Annotated in this window: 23 protein-coding genes and 1 pseudogene; 23 read left to right on the forward strand and 1 reads right to left on the reverse strand. The window is 41.1% G+C overall.

Translation table 11 applies throughout. From position 1 onward, the window contains the following. Nucleotides 1-22: 22 nt before the first annotated feature. The 23 genes and pseudogenes from ACFQZT_RS19405 to ACFQZT_RS34015 form a co-directional block, all read left to right on the forward strand. The gene (locus tag ACFQZT_RS19405; RefSeq protein WP_379302495.1) at nucleotides 23-598 is read left to right on the forward strand and encodes a DUF6470 family protein; all 576 of its coding nucleotides are present in this window, start codon (nucleotides 23-25) and stop codon (nucleotides 596-598) included. 73 nt (nucleotides 599-671) lie between these two features. Then, entirely contained in the window at nucleotides 672-1169 is a 498-nt protein-coding gene (locus ACFQZT_RS19410) for a flagellar assembly protein FliW (RefSeq protein ID WP_379302496.1), read from the forward strand. Continuing rightward, nucleotides 1120-1386 carry a carbon storage regulator CsrA gene (gene csrA, locus ACFQZT_RS19415; protein WP_379302497.1) on the forward strand — a complete coding sequence of 89 codons (267 nt, stop codon included), beginning with the start codon at nucleotides 1120-1122 and terminating at the stop codon, nucleotides 1384-1386. Before ACFQZT_RS19410 ends, csrA begins: the two co-directional genes overlap by 50 nt. Before the next feature lie 79 nt (nucleotides 1387-1465). After that, nucleotides 1466-2962 (forward strand): flagellar filament capping protein FliD, encoded by a 1497-nt coding sequence (fliD, locus tag ACFQZT_RS19420; RefSeq protein ID WP_379302498.1) that lies wholly within the window; start codon nucleotides 1466-1468, stop codon nucleotides 2960-2962. Next, nucleotides 2962-3327, forward strand: a complete 366-nt coding sequence (locus tag ACFQZT_RS19425) for a hypothetical protein (RefSeq protein WP_379302499.1) — start codon at nucleotides 2962-2964, stop codon at nucleotides 3325-3327. Before fliD ends, ACFQZT_RS19425 begins: the two co-directional genes overlap by 1 nt. Nucleotides 3328-3361: 34 nt before the next feature. Next, a complete protein-coding gene (locus ACFQZT_RS19430) occupies nucleotides 3362-4012 on the forward strand; it encodes a class I SAM-dependent methyltransferase (RefSeq protein WP_379302500.1) in 651 nt (216 codons plus the stop codon). 159 nt (nucleotides 4013-4171) lie between these two features. Beyond that, the gene (locus ACFQZT_RS19435; RefSeq protein WP_379302501.1) at nucleotides 4172-5419 is read left to right on the forward strand and encodes a flagellin N-terminal helical domain-containing protein; all 1248 of its coding nucleotides are present in this window, start codon (nucleotides 4172-4174) and stop codon (nucleotides 5417-5419) included. 94 nt (nucleotides 5420-5513) lie between these two features. Beyond that, complete coding sequence (locus tag ACFQZT_RS19440) at nucleotides 5514-6194, forward strand: WbqC family protein (RefSeq protein WP_379302502.1); 681 nt, start codon at nucleotides 5514-5516, stop codon at nucleotides 6192-6194. Nucleotides 6195-6217: 23 nt separating this feature from the next. Next, nucleotides 6218-7381 carry a UDP-N-acetylglucosamine 2-epimerase gene (gene neuC / locus ACFQZT_RS19445; protein ID WP_379302503.1) on the forward strand — a complete coding sequence of 388 codons (1164 nt, stop codon included), beginning with the start codon at nucleotides 6218-6220 and terminating at the stop codon, nucleotides 7379-7381. 28 nt (nucleotides 7382-7409) lie between these two features. Next, on the forward strand, nucleotides 7410-8078 hold the full coding sequence (locus tag ACFQZT_RS19450; protein WP_379302504.1) for a PIG-L deacetylase family protein: 669 nt from the start codon (nucleotides 7410-7412) through the stop codon (nucleotides 8076-8078). Continuing rightward, nucleotides 8075-9148 (forward strand): N-acetylneuraminate synthase, encoded by a 1074-nt coding sequence (gene neuB / locus ACFQZT_RS19455; protein ID WP_379302505.1) that lies wholly within the window; start codon nucleotides 8075-8077, stop codon nucleotides 9146-9148. Before ACFQZT_RS19450 ends, neuB begins: the two co-directional genes overlap by 4 nt. Beyond that, nucleotides 9145-9786 carry an acetyltransferase gene (locus ACFQZT_RS19460; protein ID WP_379302506.1) on the forward strand — a complete coding sequence of 214 codons (642 nt, stop codon included), beginning with the start codon at nucleotides 9145-9147 and terminating at the stop codon, nucleotides 9784-9786. The genes neuB and ACFQZT_RS19460 overlap by 4 nt, the downstream gene beginning before the upstream one ends. A 61-nt stretch (nucleotides 9787-9847) precedes the next feature. Then, entirely contained in the window at nucleotides 9848-10216 is a 369-nt protein-coding gene (locus ACFQZT_RS19465; RefSeq protein WP_379302507.1) for a hypothetical protein, read from the forward strand. Further along, on the forward strand, nucleotides 10216-12051 hold the full coding sequence (locus ACFQZT_RS19470; protein WP_379302508.1) for a motility associated factor glycosyltransferase family protein: 1836 nt from the start codon (nucleotides 10216-10218) through the stop codon (nucleotides 12049-12051). The genes ACFQZT_RS19465 and ACFQZT_RS19470 overlap by 1 nt, the downstream gene beginning before the upstream one ends. 19 nt (nucleotides 12052-12070) lie before the next feature. Continuing rightward, on the forward strand, nucleotides 12071-13120 hold the full coding sequence (locus tag ACFQZT_RS19475) for a nucleotidyltransferase family protein (RefSeq protein WP_379302509.1): 1050 nt from the start codon (nucleotides 12071-12073) through the stop codon (nucleotides 13118-13120). After that, the gene (locus ACFQZT_RS19480; RefSeq protein WP_379302510.1) at nucleotides 13117-13815 is read left to right on the forward strand and encodes an acylneuraminate cytidylyltransferase family protein; all 699 of its coding nucleotides are present in this window, start codon (nucleotides 13117-13119) and stop codon (nucleotides 13813-13815) included. The genes ACFQZT_RS19475 and ACFQZT_RS19480 overlap by 4 nt, the downstream gene beginning before the upstream one ends. Beyond that, nucleotides 13812-14822, forward strand: coding sequence for an NAD-dependent 4,6-dehydratase LegB (locus ACFQZT_RS19485; RefSeq protein WP_379302511.1), 1011 nt, complete (start codon nucleotides 13812-13814; stop codon nucleotides 14820-14822). Before ACFQZT_RS19480 ends, ACFQZT_RS19485 begins: the two co-directional genes overlap by 4 nt. Further along, the gene (locus ACFQZT_RS19490; RefSeq protein ID WP_379302512.1) at nucleotides 14819-15994 is read left to right on the forward strand and encodes a LegC family aminotransferase; all 1176 of its coding nucleotides are present in this window, start codon (nucleotides 14819-14821) and stop codon (nucleotides 15992-15994) included. The genes ACFQZT_RS19485 and ACFQZT_RS19490 overlap by 4 nt, the downstream gene beginning before the upstream one ends. A gap of 112 nt (nucleotides 15995-16106) precedes the next feature. Further along, nucleotides 16107-16568, forward strand: a complete 462-nt coding sequence (locus tag ACFQZT_RS19495) for a flagellar protein FlaG (RefSeq protein WP_379302513.1) — start codon at nucleotides 16107-16109, stop codon at nucleotides 16566-16568. 15 nt (nucleotides 16569-16583) lie between these two features. Next, the gene (gene fliS, locus ACFQZT_RS19500) at nucleotides 16584-16982 is read left to right on the forward strand and encodes a flagellar export chaperone FliS (RefSeq protein ID WP_379302514.1); all 399 of its coding nucleotides are present in this window, start codon (nucleotides 16584-16586) and stop codon (nucleotides 16980-16982) included. Nucleotides 16983-17366: 384 nt separating this feature from the next. After that, nucleotides 17367-17516, forward strand: a complete 150-nt coding sequence (locus ACFQZT_RS19505; RefSeq protein WP_460872140.1) for a DUF4277 domain-containing protein — start codon at nucleotides 17367-17369, stop codon at nucleotides 17514-17516. A 110-nt stretch (nucleotides 17517-17626) separates the two neighbouring features. Beyond that, nucleotides 17627-17953, forward strand: coding sequence for a hypothetical protein (locus tag ACFQZT_RS19510; protein WP_379302515.1), 327 nt, complete (start codon nucleotides 17627-17629; stop codon nucleotides 17951-17953). Between the two features lie 293 nt (nucleotides 17954-18246). Then, nucleotides 18247-18785: pseudogene (locus ACFQZT_RS34015) on the forward strand (IS1634 family transposase); the annotation flags it as partial. Between the two features lie 195 nt (nucleotides 18786-18980). On the opposite strand, the gene ACFQZT_RS19520 reads toward ACFQZT_RS34015, so the two are convergent. Beyond that, nucleotides 18981-20702: a flagellinolysin gene (locus ACFQZT_RS19520; RefSeq protein WP_379302517.1), complete on the reverse strand. Its 1722-nt coding sequence runs from the start codon at nucleotides 20700-20702 to the stop codon at nucleotides 18981-18983. Nucleotides 20703-20901 lie beyond the last annotated feature (199 nt).

The following is a 20901-nucleotide window of genomic DNA, read 5'->3' on the forward strand; positions in this document are numbered from 1 at the left end:
TATTGTGATTGAGGTGTAGCTGATGTTTCCCATTCCACAAATACAGATTCATCAGCAATACGCTCGGTTAGATTTCAAAGCGGAGCCCGCTACACTGAATATAGAGCAGCCGAAAGCTACGATAGAAATGCATACGAAGCAAGCTGTTATGAACGTTAACCTCCTATCAACGGGCGAATTAAAGATCGACCAATCTCGCGCTTGGGATGCTATGGGGATAGGCGGGGTGCTTGCAACCAATAACCGTGTAGCATCCCAAATGCCAGGAATAGCGGCAGCCGCCATTGTCAAGATTGTAGAGGATGGGAATCGAATGGCAGCTATTAATTCTGGTGAGAATGCAATCTCCGAATTAGCTTGGGAGAATGCTTTCCAACCACCCTCCGATATACAATATGCGGGAGAACCCAGCTATTTGAATGTTTCTGAAGAATACACCCCTAGTCCGCTACATATGGAACCGGAAATGGGGGAAGTACAATTCCGGGCAACTCCTAATAAGCCTGTTATCGATTCGCAACGAGGAAGATTTACAGCTTACTTAGCCCAGCGTAACTCTGTAGAGATAACGCCACCTGTTATTGATAAACGACTATAAAAAATCCTTTAGAGTAGGTTCAGAAGGATGTTTCTAAATATGAGCTAATCTATGAAAGGAGACGAGAGGATCAATGAAGCAAGAAATTCAATTTGTAAGGGATATACCTGGTTTTTCCGGATATTCCAAATTTTCGTGTGAAACGGCCGAAGAACAAGAGCCCTTTGCAATGTTACAATGTCTTGATAACGAAGATATTGGATTTATTGTAGCGAATCCCTTTTCTTTCTTTCCTCAATACCAGATAGATTTACCCAACGAAGTGATTATGGATTTAGAAATTCTGCGTCCGGAGGATGTCCAAGTTTGGGGGGTCATTACATACCGATCAAGTCTTGTTCAATCCACAATTAATCTACAAGCGCCAGTGATAATCAATACGCGTAATTGGAAGGCGATCCAAGTGGTGCTGAACCATTCTGAAAATTTGATTCGTCAGCCATTACTACCCATTGCCCAAACGGATGGTTTGAATCCGTCAGGATCGCTTGATATAAATCAACTGCAAGGAGGCAACCGGGATGTTAGTGTTAACTCGCAAGAAGGGGGAGTCAATACGAATCGGCGATGAGATTGAAATTAGAGTCTTATCCGTGGAAGGGGACGGAATAAAACTAGGCATTATAGCTCCGCGTTCGCTTGCTGTATATCGTCAGGAAATTTACGAAGCGATTCAATTGTCGAACCGTGAAGCTGTAATGCAGTTTAAGGTGGATAGGGATATTGGCCTTCAAGCTATGAGGAGGCAGCTGATGTCGTCAGATAAAGCAGACCATCTCAATGAATAGCATTCCGTATGCTTAACAACGATTTATAAAATGCTGATAAATAAAATAAAGCCCTAACAGTTGAGGAGAGTGTATTGTTATGGTAAGCAGTACAAGTTCTACGAGTTCTACAAACTATAGTCGCGTAACTGGCCTCATTAGCGGCATGGACACTGACGGCATGGTCAAGAAACTGATGGATGCTGAACGGATCCCGTTGGATAAAATAATGGGCCAGAAGCAGAAGCTGCAGTGGAAGCAGGATGCCATAAGGCAATTAAATGTAGATATACAAACGTTCATTACTGGTACGAAGGATATGCGTTTGCAATCCTCCTTTGCTCTGTTTACTAGTAACTCGAGTGATCCTACTGTTGTGACTTCTAAGGGGACTGGAAGTGGAGCCAATCAGGTAGCACAATTTTCAAACATAACACAACTTGCTAGTGCTGGACAAAGTGTTGGCACACAAGTCGTTGCTAATGCTGATGCGAATTTAACTGCTGCAGGTTCCTTTACTGTTCAGGCTTTACAAACAGATGGTACTTATAAATCAACGACTATTAACTATACTACAGCGGACACAGTAAATGGTATTTTAAGTAAGATTAATAGTTCTGGAATAGGTGCAACTGCATTCTATGATAAGAACTCTGGTCAAGTTGTAATGTCAGCAAATGCTACTGGTAAAGGTACAACTGATGTAGCATTAAAATTAACAGATACTACTGGAAATCTATTGACAGGAACATTGGGGCTTAGCAGTTCAGATGGGAAAAACGCAATGTTTACTGTAAATGGTCTAACAACTTTTTCGCAATCCAATACCTTTAACTTTAGTGGAATACAATACACCTTGAATAAAGTTAACGCGGGTACTGTAAGTGTAAGTACAACAAGGGATGTAGACGGAATTGTTAACAAGATCAAAGATTATTTAACCCAATACAACACGATGCTGGATAAAATAAATGGAAAAGCTTCAGAGACCGTATACCGGTCTTACCAACCGCTTACTGACGCACAGAAGGCTGAAATGAAGGATACCGATATCCAGGCTTGGGAAGCTAAAGCGAAGAGTGGTGTGCTAAACAACGACAGTATATTGCAACAAGCGTCATATGGATTCCGTAACGATGCATATTCAACCGTTCAAGGGCTTCCAACCGGATCTGCAAATCAATTGTCATCTATTGGCATTACGACAGATGCGTATCAAACGCAAGGCCATTTGATTATACAGGATGAAACGAAACTGCGAGCGGCACTAACGAACAATCCAGATCAAGTCATTCAGATGTTTACTAATTATAGTGCAACGGATAGCACACAAAATGGTGTGGCTTGGAAATTGTATAATCGGGCCAACAGTACGATCTCCCAATTGGCTGCCGTTGGTGGATCGGGAACCAGCTATTATGATAATAGCATTATCGGAAAAAATATTACGGACTACAACACACAAATTAATGACTGGAATATTAAATTAAAAGATAAGGAAACAGCCTATTATAATAAGTTTTCTGCGATGGAAACGGCACTTTCTAGATTGCAGTCTCAGTCGAGTAACCTCATTAGCCAAATGGGAGGTGGCTAATGAATTCAACTGATGCTTGTATTGATGGCGTTCTTGCTCAACTCACCATTATTTTCCAAAAACAAGAACATTTTCTCTCCACCGATCATGATTTCGAAGATATGTCAGAATGGGAATGCTTGTCCAAGGCTTGGGATGATAGTTTCGTAAAGTTACAATCTTCCCTTCGGGATAACAAGCTTTCGGGATCGCAAAAGGAAGCTATGTTGAACCTTGTAGAGGCTCATCATAACTTGAGTGGTTTTGTCAAGAGTGAATTGACCAAACTCAAAAGCCAAATAGGGCGAATCAACAAAGTAAATACGGCTAGAGTGAAGTACGAAATTCCATTCACCGATAGTGTTTTTTACGATACGAGAAAGTGAATTGATCAATTCAAAACGCCACAGAGGTACAAATATGCAGAGCTATGAAACCAACAATCAAATATGGGAAGAAATATATAAGAGAAATGATAATCACTTGTCCTATCCTGATGATGTGTTAGTAAGGATTACCCATCGATTGCTTGATCCGAAGAAGCACAGCACGATCTTGGATTACGGATTTGGAACCGGTTCCAATTTAGTTCATTTAATCAAAAAAGGATATAAGCTTTCAGGTGTTGAAGTAAGTGATTGCGCAATAGCTAAATTAAAAGAAAGGCTGCATCTGGATGGATACGTTGCAGAATTACAAAGCAATGCGAGTGGGAAAATACCATTCGTGGACAATTCATTTGATGTGGTCATAGCCTGGCAAGTGTTATATTATAACAACTGGGATACTTTTCGTGACGCTATGAGCGAAATTGAACGGGTATTGAGACCTGGTGGAATATTCTTGGGAACAATGGCTGCTGTTGGCGATTACTCACACACCCACAGTATAGTGGTGGGTGACAGCATATATCGTTCCACCGTACCTGGGCAAGAAGGGGCTACCCTAATTATTTTGGATGAACAAGAGCTTGAAGAATGTTTCCCGGGACGAAATCTAGTTAAGGGTTATTTTGGATTCCAATTTGGGGAAAGACACGGGAAGCATTGGGTTATTAGTTATGAAAAGTAATGAAAATCTATGCTGAAAAAAAGTGTAAAATTACTATAAACTAATTGGTCAGAATTGACGATATAAAAATAGAAGACAAGAAAACGATGCGGCCGCTCGCGACTTGTCAAAAATAAGCACATGGATGTGCGATTATATAATTCAAGGAGGAATTTAGCAATGATTATTAATCACAATATTTCTGCAATGAATACTCACCGTATGATGGGTATCAACCAAAACGCCACTAGCAAATCTTTGGAAAAATTATCTTCCGGTCTTCGCATTAACCGCGCCGGTGATGATGCTGCCGGACTAGCAATCTCCGAAAAAATGCGTGGTCAGATCCGTGGATTGGATCAAGCTAGCCGTAACTCTCAAGATGGTATTTCCTTGATTCAAACTGGTGAGGGTGCCCTTAATGAAACTCAAAGTATCCTTCAGCGTATGCGTGAGCTGTCTGTTCAATCGGGCAGTGACACTAACACAAGCCAAGATCGTTCTAACATTCAGTCTGAAATGACACAGCTGACGAATGAGATCGACCGAATCGGTAATACTACAGAATTCAATACCAAGAAGCTACTTGATGGCTCTATGGGAGCTGCTGTTAACGTGGCTGTTGCTAATGCTAACACCAACGCTGCTTTGACAGATTCCGCCGGGGGTGCTATTACTACTGCTAAATTGCTTACCAATTTAAGTGATTCCGTAGGCAACTCTCTTCAAATTAAAACAGGTGATTCGTTAACTATTAATTATCAAGTCAACGGCTCGACGTTTACCGCGACTATTAACGTTATATCGACCACGGACGTAGCAAGTGTTATTTCTGCTCTTGATGCTGCAGCTAATACATCGACTACAATCTCAGGAAGCAATCTCGTCGTTACCGCTGCTACTGCGGGCTTTGCAGGAGCTGTCAATGGTTTGACATTAACTGTGAAAGACTCTACGGGTGCAATTCGTACTGCGGCAACTAACTCATTCTCTAATTTCTCACAAACAACTCAAGCTGCTAACGTTCAATCGAATGGCCAAGCAACTTTCCAAATTGGGGCAAACGCGAACCAAACTATTACTCTTGGTATCAATGACATGCGTGCCAGCGCACTTGGCGTTGCAGGTTTGCAGGTGACCACGCAATCTCAAGCAACGGTTGCTATTAAGTCCATTGATGCAGCGCTGCAAACTGTTTCTGCACAACGCGGTAATTTGGGTGCTATTCAAAACCGTTTGGAACATACGATTTCAAACTTGGATACTTCAAGCGAGAATCTTCAAGCTTCCGAGTCCCGTATTCGCGACGTAGATATGGCTAAAGAGATGATGAACTTTACGAAGTCCAACATCTTAAACCAAGCATCTCAAGCAATGCTAGCTCAAGCAAACCAACAACCACAAGGTGTTCTGTCTCTGTTGCGTTAATCTTAGACAAAGCATTGATAAATATGTTCAAATGGGCCAACCTATCCTTGGGTTGGTCTTTTTTGAACAATAGAAATAGCTTCTGAGGAGTGAAATGATGAAATCCGTTGCAATTCACCAAAGTCAATACATCCCCTGGGCACCATATTTCGCTAAAATAGCTTCTGCTGACTTGTTTGTTGTGATGGATAACGTACAATATCAAAAAAACGGGGTTCAAAATCGAAATAAAATGCGTAATAAACAAGGGGATTTTTGGTTAACGGTTCCCGTATCTGGCGAATTATCTGACCATATAATCGATAAAAAGATTCATGGCGAACAGTGGAAAGAAAAACACTGGAAATCTATATATAGCGCATATAAAAAAGCACCCTATTGGCAAGAATACGAAAATGATATAGAAAATATTTATAAAGGGAATTATGAAACTTTATTTCAAATAAACCAAACTTTTCTGCTATATCTTTTGCGGCGATTGGAAATACAAACGCCTATCATTCGGATGTCTGAGTTACAGGTTACGGGGAATAAGTCCGAATTGGTATTAAATATATGTAAATCTGTACAGGCAACCGAGTACATCAGCGGGTCCGGTGGAAGAGTCTACATGGACCTTGATTCATTTAAACGTGAAAATATACAGGTTACCTTTAAGGAAGGAGTCATTCCACGTTACCATCAATCTAATGGAGAGTTTATTGAGGGGCTTTCTATTCTGGATATGTTATTTAATGTGGAAATCAACGAAATTATAAATTTTTTGAAGAAATAATAAGTGCACTATGGGAGGAGAACATGAAAAGGATCCGAGTTTTCTTTTTAACTGGGATACGTTCTGAATATGATTTGTTGTATCCTGTCATATATAGAATGAACCAAGACCCTTCATTTGATGTGAGCGTTATCGTATGCGGAGCTCACTTGACCGAGTTACATAATAACAGTTATAAACAAATTGAAAATGATGGATTTCGTATTGTTGAAAAAATCGAATCCCTACTATATTCAGAAAGTGAACTGGGAAAAGCGAAATCCGCTGCCATTCTTATGCAGGCATTAACACAAACCTTAGCTAGAGAAATGCCAGATTATTTGGTGGTTCTTGGAGATCGTGAGGAAGTTATAGTCGGCTCACTTGTCAGTACATATCTAGGAATTCCTGTAGTTCATATTGCAGGTGGCGATCATACCCTACCTGTTTTAGGGGATGTAGATGAAGCTGTAAGACATGCTGCCACCAAGTTAAGTCATGTTCATTTAACCATGGCTGAGGCTCATTCTGAACGGATCACACGAATGGGTGAAGAACCATGGAGAGTATTTACTGTTGGAAATCCCGGGATTGATCGTCTCCGAATGGAGCAAGGGGCTTCACTAGATGATCTTGCCGAGGTATTGGGGCCGTTAGTTCGTTCCAAATATGTTATTCTGATTCATCATCCGTTAAGTTCGGCGATTCAAGAATCTACCGAAGAAATTCGAAGTTGTCTGGAAATATGCATTCAAAAGAACATCCCTGTATTCGTAGGATCCCCTAATAGTGACCCGGGATTTCAACGTGTAAGGGACGTAATTCACCAATTTTCAGCAAATGATAACGTTATCGTTTATAATAATTTGCCTAGAAATTTATTTGTTAGCCTTCTACGCAACGCTCATGTCCTACTGGGTAACTCATCACTAGCTTTGCATGAAGCAGGTTATTTGGGACTTCCTTCTATTAATGTTGGAGAAAGGCAACGAGGGCGTTTGGCAGGAAATAATGTGCAATTCATTTCGTCTGATACGGATGAGATTAGGGCAGCTCTAGATAAAGCTGTTTTTGATGAAAATTACAGGGCAGGAATAACCAAGCACAGCTCAGTATATGGGGATGGTTACATGGCTGACCGAACGCTAGAGATATTTAAGAAACTACCAGGTAAACAAGTTTTATTAGCTAAAAAAAATACGTATTAGAATTCTACGTTTTGAAAGGGGAAAACAAATGGGCAGAATTATGGTGATCGCCCCACATCCAGATGACGAAACATTAGGTTGTGGAGGAACTTTACTAAAACATAGAAATAAAGGGGATTCCGTTGCTTGGGCAATTGTTACCAGTATAAACGAGAATTTAGGATACGATTCCGGTTTTATTCAGCGGAGAAAAGAAGAAATAAGTTTGGTATCTGCATCATATGGTTTCGAAAAGATATATGAATTAGGTTTACCATCGGCTCATTTAGATACGATTCCTTTGTCGGATATTGTGCAAAAAATGGGTGAGTGTATTCGAGACTTTCAGCCAGATACCATATATTTACCTTACTGTGGAGATGTCCATTCGGATCATAACTACGTGTTCAACGCAGCATGTGCATGTGCGAAATGGTTCCGCTATCCTTCAGTCCAAAGAGTACTCGTATATGAAACTCTGTCAGAAACAGAGTTCGGTTTAAATCCTGACCGAAATGCTTTTCGTCCTCAAGTTTTTGTGAATATAGAACCCTTCTTGGATGAAAAGATCGAAATAATGCGTAATTATAAAAGTGAAGTAGCTCCATTTCCTTTTCCTCGCAGTGATGAAGCTATACGAGCGTTGGCCTCATTCAGAGGTATTTCTATTGGCTCAGTCGCTGCGGAATCCTTCATGTTACTAAAGGAGGTTCTATGAAAAGGACTTTTATTATTGCTGAAGCAGGTGTAAATCATAATGGGTCTCTTGAAACAGCAATGCGTTTAATTGATACCGCAGCAGATGCTGGGGCGGATGCTGTTAAGTTTCAAACTTTCAAAACAGAGAAACTTGTCAGTAAGCATGCTGCAAAAGCAGACTATCAGAAACGATTGACAAATGAAGATGAGACGCAGTTTGAAATGCTTAAAAAATTAGAACTGAATCATGATGATCATCTCAGATTAATACGATATTGTGAAACAAGAAACATACAGTTTTTATCGACACCATTTGATTCCGATAGCGTGGATTTATTGGGGAGTACATTCGGTCTAACGACTTTAAAACTTTCTTCAGGGGATTTAACAAACGCACCGTTGTTGTTGCAAATATCCCAGATGAAGAAGAAGGTTCTATTATCTACTGGAATGAGCCATTTAGGGGAGATTGAAACAGCATTATTTGTACTGGCATTTGGTTATCTTCGACAACCGACGGAGAGCTTTAATTTGACAGAGGCAAAAAAGGCTTACGGAAGTGTAGCAGGGCAGCAATGGTTAAAAGAAATGGTAACGCTTTTGCATTGTACAACCGAATATCCCGCTTCTTTCACTGAAGTGAACCTGAAAGCAATGGAAGTTATGCGTGCCGCTTTTGGACTCGGAGTTGGTTATTCAGACCACACCGTTGGTATAACGATTCCGATCGCGGCATCTGCCCTAGGTGCAGAAGTGATTGAAAAACATTTTACGCTTGATCGAAATATGCAAGGGCCAGATCATCAAGCTTCAATAGAACCGAAAGAACTACAAGAGATGGTTAAGGCTATTCGAGATGTAGACGCTGCTTTAGGGACTGGAATCAAAGTGGCAACTGCCTCAGAAATCAAGAATATAAAAACGTCTAGAAAAAGCATTGTAGCTGCTAGACCAATCCGAAAAGGCGAGCAATTCTCGGAAATTAATATTACGATTAAAAGGCCAGGTTCTGGGAAAGAACCAATAGAATATTGGAATATTCTTGGGCAAGTGGCAGATCGTAATTATGAACAGGATGAAAACATATGAGGCTAGACCGCCCGGTTATTGTGTTGGGTGGCGGAGGACATGCTAAAGTTGTCATTGATACACTTCAAGAGATGGAACATAAGATATTAGGTTGTGTGATAGCTGGCAATATCGAATCGCAACTGGAAGTCATGGGAGTAGCAATACTTGGCGACGATAAATATGTAGAACATTATGCACCAGAAGAAGTCTTTTTAATAAACGGAATAGGTTCTATTGGAAATAGTACTCTGAGAAAAAATATTTTCGAGAAATTTAAACAGAAACAATATATGTTTTTAAACGTGATCCATCCCAATTCATTTGTTTCTAAAAATGCGGTACTGGGGGAAGGCGTTCAGATTATGGCAGGATCCGTAATTCAATCCGGAACAATTATTGGAAGAAATTGCATTATTAACACAAAGGCCTCTATAGATCATGATAGTAAAGTTGAGAACCACGTACATATAGCTCCTGGAGCAGTGCTTTGTGGGAATGTATATATAGGACAAGCAACTCATGTAGGGGCGGGAGCAACAATTATCCAAGGGATTCATGTTGGAAGTTCTAGTATTGTTGGAGCCGGTTCAGTAGTGGTTAAAAACGTGCCAGACAATACCATTGTTTTTGGGAACCCAGCCAAATGTAAAAAATAACAACTACAAAATGAGAATGTAAATGTCGATATTATTATTACAAAGCCAAGGAGGATATGATATGACGGAATCTATAAAAGAAAATACTATAGAAATGATCGAAGAGATTTTAATTTATATTAACCGTGCCCGAAAAAATCGAGATATCATAGAACAATATTATTTTGAACAGAAATTCGAAGCTGCAAAAATCGAACTAGATAATCTTTTTGAAGGTGTCGTCTGGATCGAGTACGCGGGGTTGCAATTGGGTATTCCGAATTCCATCTCTCTCAAAGACCCCCTGTTTGATGGGATAAAGGAAGCACTTGAAAAAGATGACTGGCTTACCTTAATTGATTTTATCTCTTATCAATACAAACGATACCTCGATATTATCGAGATAACCTATTGGGACAAATACAATGAAATGAAAGGGCGTATCGGGTAATGTCGTGGTATGAGCATAATATCCAAATTCTTAAGGAACAAAGCCGTTACGCTTATCTGTACCATCAATTGGAACAAATAGAACAACACGAAGAGTTTGATTGGTATAAATCGTTTATTGACGAAAGTGAAGAATCCCACAAATCGGAAGCGATAAACTCTATTCAAAATGCGATTGATTTGGACGAAATAAAAAGGAGCAAATCAATCGTCATTCTTGGTTTTGGGTTGGGTTATGTGCCGGAGGAACTGCTTAACTTTGTATCCGATCAAGCGTTGATTATTGTCTTGGAATCGAATTTACCTCTCTTGAAAGCTGCGTTTCATCTGAAGGATCTAAGCAAGGTGTTATCATACGGCCGATTGGCTATTATTTCCTCAGAAAATGATCGACTTGAAGCATCCATAACGAAATTTATTCTTAGCAACTATTTTTTTGTTACTAACCGAATTCTATTTATAGAGAATGACTTGATAAATCAAAGAGATCTTAATTATTTAGCTTTATTAAGAACAAGTTTTGTTAATGCTAGATTATCGTTTCAAGGGAAAATGGGGAATTCACCTGAAGATACCATTATTGGAAACATTCAAAATGCAGTCAATATTCATGAGACTCTTTCCACGTATCCCTTTGAAGAGCTACTTGGTAAATTTAAAGGTGTTCCTGCCATTTGTGTAGCAGCTGGGCCGTCTTTGGCTAAGAATATGAACCTTTTAAAAGAATTGAAAGACAAAGCGCTGATATTTGCATGCGATACAATAGTAGAGAAATTGCAGAAAGAAGGTATCATTCCCCATTTTGTGTCTAGTCTTGAAAGAGGAATTGAAGTTTATAACTATTTTTATAAGGATAAACAGTTTGATCCATCGATCATTTTTATTGGATTATCTCTCCTTTACCCGAAAATATTTGAGGAGTATCCAGGACCTAAAATGGTGGTTGCAAGAAAAGGGTTATCATTTGAGAGTTTTTTAAAGATGTCGATACCATATTTAGCTCAGATTGAAGCTGGTAAGAGTGTTGCACATTTAAATTTCGCGCTAGCACATGCCTTGGGGTGCGATCCTATCATTTTGATTGGACAAGATTTAGCTTTTGGGGAAGATGGTCATACACATGCTAAGGGTACTTACGATGAAAATGAAGCCTTTTTGTCTACGAATCAGTCGACAATGGTTCCAAATGAATTAACCTATATGGTGGATGGTTATTATGGTGAACAAGTTCGAACAAACAATCTTTGGAGTATTTTTAGGGAATGGTTCGAACAAAAAATATTGGAAGTAGATGTGAAATGCATTAACTCAACAGAAGGTGGCGCCTACATCAAGGGAGCGGAGCATATTTCTCTTAAGGAGGCTGCGGAACGCTATTGTATAAACGAAATTGATACATTCCTTCTTGACTCTATTCGAAATTATAAGTGTGATTCTGAACTAAAACAAAATACGGGAAAAACCTTATATGAACAAACAAAGATAATGGATGAAATCATAGATAATATGATCGAGGAATTTGATAAAATGATTGATACACTTCAAGGATATCAAATTTCCAACCTATGGAGTAAAAATAGGGCTATGGTTGCAGAATCGTTCCGCAGCATATATGCCGAGTATCTTAATATTTTGCTTAAAGATCAAAGTTTATTAAATATGATACAGTACGGTTTATTCACCACTGTTTCGAGAATTAATCGTGTTGAAGTTATTGAGACTGGAGAACAATTCACTAAAATAAGTAATGATTTGATTGAACTAATGAATTACTCGAAAAAATACGCTAATGAACTGAAAAAAACCTATGAAGTTTTATTAAATCAACTAGGATAAACAGTCGGAGGTGTAGGATATGGCTCAATGGGAAAAGATTCTGATATTACCTGACATTTCAATCTTTTCTGCACTAAAGATTCTTGACCAATCGGCCATGCAGCTACTGCTTGTAGTTGATCCTATGAAGCGATTACTTGGGACAATATCTGATGGGGATTTTCGTCGTGGTATTCTAAAGGGAATATCAATGGATGCTTGTGTCCGTGATGTCATGAATTCTTCACCAATTGTGGGTTCAATCAACGATAATCATGAACGAATCTTTGCTCTTATGCGTACAAAAAAATTACGTCACATTCCTATTCTGAATAAGAATGGTTGTGTAGTTCGAGTAGAAACACTCGATGAATACATTAATGTTGAAGAGATGGAGAACCCAGTAGTGTTAATGGCCGGTGGATTAGGAACAAGGCTTCGGCCATTAACAGATGATTGCCCAAAGCCTCTCTTAAATATTGGTGGAAGACCGCTTCTTGAAACAATTATTTCAAATCTGGAGAAGAACGGCTTTCGTAACATTTTTATTTCAGTTAATTATCGTGCTGAAATGATTGAGAAGTACTTCGGAGACGGAAGTCAATTCGGGGTTAACATTCGATACATTCATGAGGAACAAAGAATGGGAACCGCGGGGGCCCTCACCCTTTTGCCAGAAGCACCAACGAAACCAATAATTATCATGAATGGAGACCTGCTTACTAAGGTCAACTTCAAACAATTACTTGAATTCCATATCGAACGTGAGGCAAAGGCCACTATGTGCGTACGAGACTATGAGTTTCAAGTTCCATACGGTGTAATTAACATTAACGAACACCGGATTAAATCTATTGTAGAGAAACCTATACAACGATATTATGTGAATGCGGGAATTTACGTTTTAAATCCCGAAGTATTGAAAAGGATACCGAAGGAAACTTTTTACGATATGCCTACTTTGTATGAACAATTAGTTCATTCTAATGAAGAATCTGTAGTTTTTCCAATTCGCGAGTATTGGTTAGATATCGGAAGAATGGATGACTACAATCGTGCAAATGTTGAGTTTATGGAGGTTTTCGGATGATTCTAGGGCATAAAGTTCTGGCCATCATTCCCGCGAGAGGCGGTTCCAAGGGAGTGCCTTTTAAAAACATTCGGCCTCTTGGGGGGAAGCCATTGATTGCTTGGACCATTGAGGCAGCAAAGCAGTCAAAATATATTGATCGGCTAATCCTCACATCAGACGATAGCACTATTATTAAGGTAGCGAAAGAATACCGATGCGATGTTCCGTTTGTTCGGCCAGCTGCCTTGGCGCAGGATAAAACGCCTGGTATTGATCCGGTTCTTCATGCGATTGAACAAGTTCCAGGTTATGATTGGACGGTTTTGTTGCAACCTACTTCGCCGCTTCGAACAACGGAAGATATTGATGGATGTCTGGAAGCATGTGTACTAAATCGAGAAGTCAGTTGTGTGAGCGTAACTGAGCCGGATAAAAGCCCATATTGGATGTATACTCTTGATGATCAGGGGAAAATGAATCCTTTGTTTTCGGGCATTACTGCCGAACGTCGTCAGGACTTACCCCAAAGTTATGTCCTTAACGGAGCAGTATATACTGCCAATACAAGGTGGTTAATGGAGTATGGTAGTTTTATAGGTCCACAAATGCGAAGTTATTTAATGCCTAGAGACCGATCTATCGATATGGATACAATTGCTGATTTTGAATATGCTGAGTGGTTGTTACTCAAAAGGGGTGAAATCAATAAATGAATCTACGCGGTAAAAAAGTGCTCGTAACCGGCGCAGACGGCTTTATTGGATCGCATTTAACTGAATATCTGGTACGTTTTGGTTGTGATGTTACAGCTTTCGTCATGTACAACTCATTTAATTCTTGGGGATGGCTTGACGACTCGAAAGAAGAGATTAAACACCAGCTTCGCGTCGTTTCAGGTGACATTCGAGATGCGTATGGTGTACGTCGTGCTATGGAAGGTCAGGAAGTGGTTTTCCATTTGGCCGCTCTTATTGCTATTCCATTTTCTTATACTTCTCCTGCTACTTATGTGGAAACTAATGTAACAGGGACTTTGAACGTCGTCCAAGCTGCTAGAGATATGGGTGTAGAAAAATTAGTGAATACTTCAACAAGCGAAGTATACGGAACTGCCAAGTATGTTCCCATTGACGAGGCACATCCACTGCAAGGGCAATCGCCTTATTCTGCATCGAAAATAGGAGCGGATCACATCGCGATGTCGTTCTATCATTCTTTTTCAACCCCGGTGGCCACTGTCCGCCCTTTTAATACTTATGGACCTAGGCAATCTGCACGTGCTGTGATACCGACCATTATTACGCAGGTTGCGGCAGGGCAAGACCAAATCCAACTTGGGTCCTTGCACCCAACACGTGATTTTAATTTTGTGCAGGATACGGTTCGGGGATTTGTTTCGATGGCAGAATCGGAACGATCCGTGGGAGAAATTATTAACATTGGCAGCAATTACGAAGTGTCCATAGGGGACACAGCTCATACGATTGCTCGTTTGATGGGGAAAGATGTCACAGTGGTCACCGACGACCTGCGATTAAGACCGGATAAAAGCGAGGTCGAAAGGTTGTGGGCAGATAATTCAAAAGCTAAACAAATGCTGGGTTGGGAGCCTGTCTATGGAGGCTTAGACGGTTTTGAACGTGGGCTCAAGGAAACCATTGCATTTTTTATGGAGCCCCAAAATCTACAGCGTTACAAAACAGGGATATATAATATATGAAATCAAAGAACGAATTTGTCGATACAGTAATTGCTACTTTACGTAAAGCTCTTTCATCGGAGAACAGTAAGTTAACACCCCTTCATGCACCTCATTTTTCAGGAAATGAATGGAATTATTTAAAAGAATGTTTAGACACGGGTTGGGTTTCTTCTGTCGGCCCATTTGTTGATCGCTTTGAGAAAGAATTGGCAAGCTTTACAGGCGCCAAGTATGCGGTAGCTGTCGTCAATGGTACAGCAGCCCTTCATATATCTTTATTACTTTCGGGTGTGCTTCCTGGAGATGAAGTACTTATGCCTTCTCTAACTTTTGTTGCAACTGCGAATGCAATTACCTATTGTCAGGCTGTCCCCCATTTTGTTGATAGTACTGAGAATACATTAGGTATCAATGTTGATAAACTAAATGATTATTTGCTTGAAATAGCGTATATAAAAGACGGAAATTGTTACAATCGATTTACAGGTAGAAGAATCGCTGCATTAGTACCAATGCATACTTTTGGTCATCCTGCTGATCTGGAAGGGATTTTGCTGATCTGTGAGAAGTTCTCATTAACTTTAGTTGAAGATGCTGCCGAATCATTAGGTTCATTATATAAAGGACAACATACGGGTACTTTTGGAAAAGCGGGGGCTATAAGTTTTAATGGGAATAAGATCATGACTACTGGCGGTGGAGGGGCTATAATTACCAATGATGAGTCCCTAGCGAAGCAGGCAAAGCATCTAACGACAACTGCCAAAGTACCTCATTCGTGGCATTTTATACATGATAGGACAGGTTTCAATTATCGGATGCCTAACATTAATGCTGCACTGGGATGTGCTCAACTAGAGCAGCTACCCTTTTTTATCGAAAGGAAAAGAAGGTTGGCCCATCTTTACTCAGAGATGTTTCAACAAGTCTCTGGTATTCGATTTTTTAGGGAATCTACAGGCAGCAGAAGCAACTATTGGTTAAATACTCTGATTTTAGATACTGATTATGCATCTGAACTTGAGTCTTTGTTAAAACAAACTAATGAAGAAGGTATTATGACTAGACCTGTCTGGAGACTTCTCCACGAATTACCAATGTATGTTGATTGTCCTAGCATGGACTTATCAGGATCACGTGATTTAGAACGTAGGATACTGAATATTCCAAGCGGGGTTGAGTTAATTTAAATTTTTACGAAAAAATTTGTGATTTAGTCGATTTTCTCTTTAAAGTTTTCCAGCATTTGTCGATATAGTTCTTATATAGATTAATCGGAGCAGCAAAAAGGAGGAGATCAGGATGGCAAATGATTTTTCGGTCAATAGTTCTACGTATGTACCAAGTATCCCTATTGTTACTGGTTCTGCACAAGTGACTAATTCTGTTGACCATGGAACCACAACTATTATAGGAGAGAGCTTAACCTCTGGTTTTTCAAGTAGTAATGATCATGCTAACTCTCAGCAGCCTATTAAAGGGATTCAAACTTCCGTTGAATTAAAGCAAGCGGAAATGCGTGGCGATAAGGTTAGCGCTGGTGACGAAGTCGTAATAAAAGCCATTGAAAAAGCGAATAAAGCATTGGACGGCAGATATACGTCATTCGAGTTTTCGGTACATGAGAAAACGAAGCAGATTTCGATCAAAGTATTGGATAAGGATACCGGTGAAGTGATTCGAGAAATTCCGCCAGAAAAAACGTTAGATATGGTAGCGCGACTGTGGGAAATGGCCGGCATATTGGTAGACGAAAAGCGCTAAGGGGTGGACAAACAAATGTCGATGAATATGCAACAAGAACGATATTTACATAATACGGTTCAGCAAGCTTCACCTGCACAATTGCTATTGATGCTATATGATGGGGCGATACGATTTTGTAAGTTGGCTGTAAACGAACTGAAAAAAGAAAATTATCCAGCTGCAAATAACCATTTGCTTAAGGCGCAGGATATAGTTCGTGAATTAACTTGTACCTTAAATATGGAGTTCCCAATCTCAGAGAATCTATACAAGCTTTATGATTACTTCAATCACTTACTTATTCAAGCGAACGTTAAGAAGAGTGAGGAGCTTGTGAATGAGGTTCTATCCTATTTAATAGAATTAAAAGAAACATGGATACTAGCTTCTAAACAAGCACAAATACCAAATAGAAATATAACAACCAGATAAAAAGATTAAAGCAAATTATATAGAAAATAGAACAACATCTCCCTTACAATTTAGAAAGTTCTGAAATAGGTCCTGTTTTTCTACATTTGTAGAATACAGGTCCTTTTTGCATTTAATGGATTATCATGGTTTTGGGTCAATTGCTTTTAGAATGAGTTCTTTGATGATTTAGATATAATGAGGTTAACTTTTAGGTCTCACATTCCGCACCCCTGCTACTCTGAAAATGGCGAATTATGGTGTATGCTAGAGTCCATAGAGTAAGAATAGTGAGGTGCGGGAATAAAGTGATTCGAATTGAATGTGTATATGAAGCCGGATATCTCCATCTGCTAAGCGGAATCATGAACGGAGCTTGGCCTTAGCAAGAAAATCGATCAGCTTGTGCCTGTCGATCCGCAGTGCCGAACCACAGCAGGCGAAGCGGTCAAGTTGTTGCTGCTCGACATGCTCAGCGGAAGACAAGCCTTGGTACATCTGGAGAAGTGGGCACAAGCGCAAGATTTAGAGGGGCTCTTCTATCCTGGCTTGTAAGCCTCTTGGTTCAATGACGATGCGCTCGGACGTCATCTTGACTGGTTGTATGAAGCCGAGCTGGGATGAGCAAAGCCACATTGGACGTGGCGAAGGCATTCCACGCCTATTTGCTGACCCCTGCACCGAACCATTTGAAAATCGTTAAGACTGCGCTGGAAGCCGCCGATGCACCAGATGCGCCGTGGACGGAAAAGGTCACGTTTGTGTCATCCAAGGGAGGCGCCACTTATCGCTGGCTGGCGTCGGAGGCCGAGCATAAAGGACATTTGCTCCGCTTGGTCGTCGTGGAATCCAGCGCCTTGGACAAGAAGAAAGAACATACTCTAAACAAGCAGCGGGAAGCCGAACGCCTTCACTTGGAGCAAGCCGCGAAGGACTTGGCGCGCTCACCCTTCCATTGCGAGGCCGATGCCAAGAAGGCAGCAGACGTCTAATTGAACGAGTAAAAACTTCAGTTTCATGGTCTCGCCATACAGGCTGTGTTTAATCATTTAAAATTACCCCCAAAAATCGTCATGCTCTGCCGCCGAGAATTTCCAGCAAAGTAGACATGGAGAGGCGGCATGATAGGCTAAACAAGCCTCTGCGAAGCCCGTGGCTTCGCGCTTTCGCAGTGAATCATGCCCGTAAAAGCTCCATGTCAACTTTGTCGTCATTTCCAGCTACAGACGATTTTTATGGGTGACCTAACATGATTTTTTGGGGTAATTTGGCTTGATAAAATACAACGCCGCAGACGGAAGCGGTCTATGTGCTGCAGATCGTGGTGACCCCGGACGAAGCGCGTTTTTAGGAAGCGCGTCGACGAGCGTCTCGATTCGTGTTGGCCACGACGTTACCGCTACAGTGGCGAGGCGAAACGATGGATGGCACCGCTGTACTCGGTCTTTACAAAGGCCAGATTCATGTGGAGATGAATTCTCATTTCTGAAGGTTCCCGTCTACACGGATGAAATCTACTTGAGGGGCCGGAGCGTGTCAAAGTGTTCGGGTATTTGTTCTTGTTCGCCTTGATGATCTACCGGGTATTCCAACGGCGCATCCGTCAGCACATTACGGAGCAAAAACCGATGCATGGAAGCAGGTGGGCGTATCTTACGAAGACCTACGGCAGCGGCTATTTTTCAAATCTTCAAGTACCTGAAAGTAGTCGCCTTCCGATTGCTGGGTGGAACGCGAATCCGACAATTCGGCAACACTTTGACCAAAGAACAGAAGCGTGTGCTGACTTGTCTCGGTTTCGATGAATCGCTGTATCTCGGATAACTTCATTGCCTCTTAGCAATGGTGCTAATTTGGCCATCGCTTAGGCTGTTTTGCCCCTTCATTTTCAATGAAAATTCACTCTGTAGCCTAGCTTTGAGGGGCGGAATGTGAGGTCAACGATTCAGATAAAAAAAACCGCATCCATAGGTAGAATGGTTTCACAGCCCATCTGCCTGCATGGAAACGGCTTTTCATTTATCGAATTAATTGTAAAATGGCTTGAGGAGCTTGATTAGCTTGTGCGAGCATGGCCATAGATGCTTGACTCAAAATGCTGGCTTTCGAGAATTGCATCATCTGACTAGCCATATCCGTATCACGAATTCTGGACTCACTGGATGATAAGTTATCATTATAATTCTCCGTGACAGCTAATGTATGCTCTAGTCGATTCTGTAGGGCTCCGAATCTAGCGCGTTCTGCGGATACAGAGCTAATGGCGTTTTCGAAAGAGTCGATTGCGCCAGAAGTGTCTATTACTAAACTTACATTTGAAATCCCCAGAGAGGAGCTATCTACTTTAGTTAATCCTACGTCTAAGGTTTGACTATCGTTCGCACCCACTTGCATTTTCAGTGGGGTAGAAGATGTGCTTGGATAAATTTCGTTAAAGGGAGTTGGGTCCCCGGAATTTACTGTGTCGTTAATGACAGTTGTATCGGTTAACACAGCTCCGCCATCGGCGTTTGCTCCTCCAATTGCCCCGGTATCCATATCAGCTAAATTCATAGTAGCCATGAAAGCAGCACCATTGGCAGCAAAATCTGCTTTAAATCCAGCTACTCCGTTCCAAATACCTACCGTAGGGTCAGCAGCATGCGATGCTTGAATAAAAGATATGGCTTGATCCAAAGTACGAGTATGGCCCGGGTCAGCGACGCTGTCGGATAAATAATCGATGACATCTTTGATCCCGGCTCCACCAGCGGCTTTAATGCTAGCGTGCATGTAACGAATAGCGGTGTAAGCGGAAGAATAATGCGCGCTATCGCTTACCCATGCTGCCCCGGCACTGCCCAGGTCGTTAACGATCGTCTGCCGATTAGCCGCAGTATTGCCTCCGAGTACGGTAAGATCGCCTAATGCGCGTTCATCCGCACCGTGAATGAATTCGGCTGTTCCTTCTTTGAACCAAGTAGAGATGCCGCTTGTTTCGGTGCCGTTAACGCCTTCACTCCAGTTCATGGTACGGGCCATAACGGCATGAGTCATTTCATGAGCAATCGTACGGTCAGCGGATAAACCGCCGATCGTGTTCGTTGTTGCATCATAGTCGGCTAACTCAATGTTCAACGAAACGTTGGTTCCGACTCCTGGAAGGCCGTTAACCATAGAGCTTACGTAAGCTAATACTCCTCCGGGAGCGCCTTGCACGACATTAATTTGCAAATTCGTATTATCTGGCGATATCCCATAGTAGGTTTGAATACGATCCACGCTTTGCTTTAACCATGAGCCTTTTAAGTTAGTGACAACTGTATTGCTTCCCGCAAGGGCACTTTGCGTATTTAATAGATTAATCGTATTAAAATCTGTTGTGCTGGCTATGCGATCCACTTCTTTGACAATTTGGCTAACTTCGGCTTGGAGATTCGTCTTGTCTGCAGTGGTATACGTATCGTTTGCGGCTTGTACAGCAAGTTCCCGTCCTCTTTGCAAAAGGGAGTGAATCTCGTTCAGTCCGCCTTCTGCAGTTTGAATCAAGGAGATGCCATCTTGAATGTTTCGGGAGGCTTGACCTAAACCACGAATTTGGCCTCGCATCTTTTCGGAAATACTAAGGCCAGCTGCATCATCCCCTGCTTTATTTATTCTTTGGCCGGACGAGAGCTTTTCTAGGTTGCTTTGCATATCATTGTTATTTTGCTTATTCATTCGCCAAGACGATAAAGCGGAGAGATTGTGATTGATTCTCATTTTTGTTCACCCCCTATTCCGGAAAATATCAACATAGTCTGTTATTCCTAGTTAATAATATCGGTAAACAATGCTAATACTTGTAGAGCATAAGCCTTGTGAACATCCCCAACACCCACCTGTGGATAATGTGTACAAACCTGTGAATAACTTTGTGAATAAGTTGTAAAGATGCCCAATACGACAAGGTTCTACAAAT

Origin of the sequence: Paenibacillus sp. GCM10027628, from assembly GCF_042676385.1 — a bacterium.
GTDB lineage: Bacteria > Bacillota > Bacilli > Paenibacillales > NBRC-103111 > Paenibacillus_E.

What these genes read in the sequence shown, in the direction of transcription:
- ACFQZT_RS19475 (WP_379302509.1), top strand. Translation starts at nt 12,071, where the DNA reads ATGGCTCAATGGGAAAAGATTCTGATATTACCTGACATTTCAATCTTT.
- ACFQZT_RS19430 (WP_379302500.1), top strand. Translation starts at nt 3,362, where the DNA reads ATGCAGAGCTATGAAACCAACAATCAAATATGGGAAGAAATATATAAG.
- ACFQZT_RS19425 (WP_379302499.1), top strand. Translation starts at nt 2,962, where the DNA reads ATGAATTCAACTGATGCTTGTATTGATGGCGTTCTTGCTCAACTCACC.
- csrA (WP_379302497.1), top strand. Translation starts at nt 1,120, where the DNA reads ATGTTAGTGTTAACTCGCAAGAAGGGGGAGTCAATACGAATCGGCGAT.
- ACFQZT_RS19410 (WP_379302496.1), top strand. Translation starts at nt 672, where the DNA reads ATGAAGCAAGAAATTCAATTTGTAAGGGATATACCTGGTTTTTCCGGA.
- fliD (WP_379302498.1), top strand. Translation starts at nt 1,466, where the DNA reads ATGGTAAGCAGTACAAGTTCTACGAGTTCTACAAACTATAGTCGCGTA.
- ACFQZT_RS19465 (WP_379302507.1), top strand. Translation starts at nt 9,848, where the DNA reads ATGACGGAATCTATAAAAGAAAATACTATAGAAATGATCGAAGAGATT.
- ACFQZT_RS19485 (WP_379302511.1), top strand. Translation starts at nt 13,812, where the DNA reads ATGAATCTACGCGGTAAAAAAGTGCTCGTAACCGGCGCAGACGGCTTT.
- ACFQZT_RS19405 (WP_379302495.1), top strand. Translation starts at nt 23, where the DNA reads ATGTTTCCCATTCCACAAATACAGATTCATCAGCAATACGCTCGGTTA.
- ACFQZT_RS19495 (WP_379302513.1), top strand. Translation starts at nt 16,107, where the DNA reads ATGGCAAATGATTTTTCGGTCAATAGTTCTACGTATGTACCAAGTATC.
- ACFQZT_RS19450 (WP_379302504.1), top strand. Translation starts at nt 7,410, where the DNA reads ATGGGCAGAATTATGGTGATCGCCCCACATCCAGATGACGAAACATTA.
- ACFQZT_RS19440 (WP_379302502.1), top strand. Translation starts at nt 5,514, where the DNA reads ATGATGAAATCCGTTGCAATTCACCAAAGTCAATACATCCCCTGGGCA.
- ACFQZT_RS19480 (WP_379302510.1), top strand. Translation starts at nt 13,117, where the DNA reads ATGATTCTAGGGCATAAAGTTCTGGCCATCATTCCCGCGAGAGGCGGT.
- ACFQZT_RS19470 (WP_379302508.1), top strand. Translation starts at nt 10,216, where the DNA reads ATGTCGTGGTATGAGCATAATATCCAAATTCTTAAGGAACAAAGCCGT.
- ACFQZT_RS19490 (WP_379302512.1), top strand. Translation starts at nt 14,819, where the DNA reads ATGAAATCAAAGAACGAATTTGTCGATACAGTAATTGCTACTTTACGT.
- neuB (WP_379302505.1), top strand. Translation starts at nt 8,075, where the DNA reads ATGAAAAGGACTTTTATTATTGCTGAAGCAGGTGTAAATCATAATGGG.
- ACFQZT_RS19460 (WP_379302506.1), top strand. Translation starts at nt 9,145, where the DNA reads ATGAGGCTAGACCGCCCGGTTATTGTGTTGGGTGGCGGAGGACATGCT.
- ACFQZT_RS19520 (WP_379302517.1), bottom strand. Translation starts at nt 20,702, where the DNA reads ATGAGAATCAATCACAATCTCTCCGCTTTATCGTCTTGGCGAATGAAT.
- neuC (WP_379302503.1), top strand. Translation starts at nt 6,218, where the DNA reads ATGAAAAGGATCCGAGTTTTCTTTTTAACTGGGATACGTTCTGAATAT.
- fliS (WP_379302514.1), top strand. Translation starts at nt 16,584, where the DNA reads ATGTCGATGAATATGCAACAAGAACGATATTTACATAATACGGTTCAG.
- ACFQZT_RS19435 (WP_379302501.1), top strand. Translation starts at nt 4,172, where the DNA reads ATGATTATTAATCACAATATTTCTGCAATGAATACTCACCGTATGATG.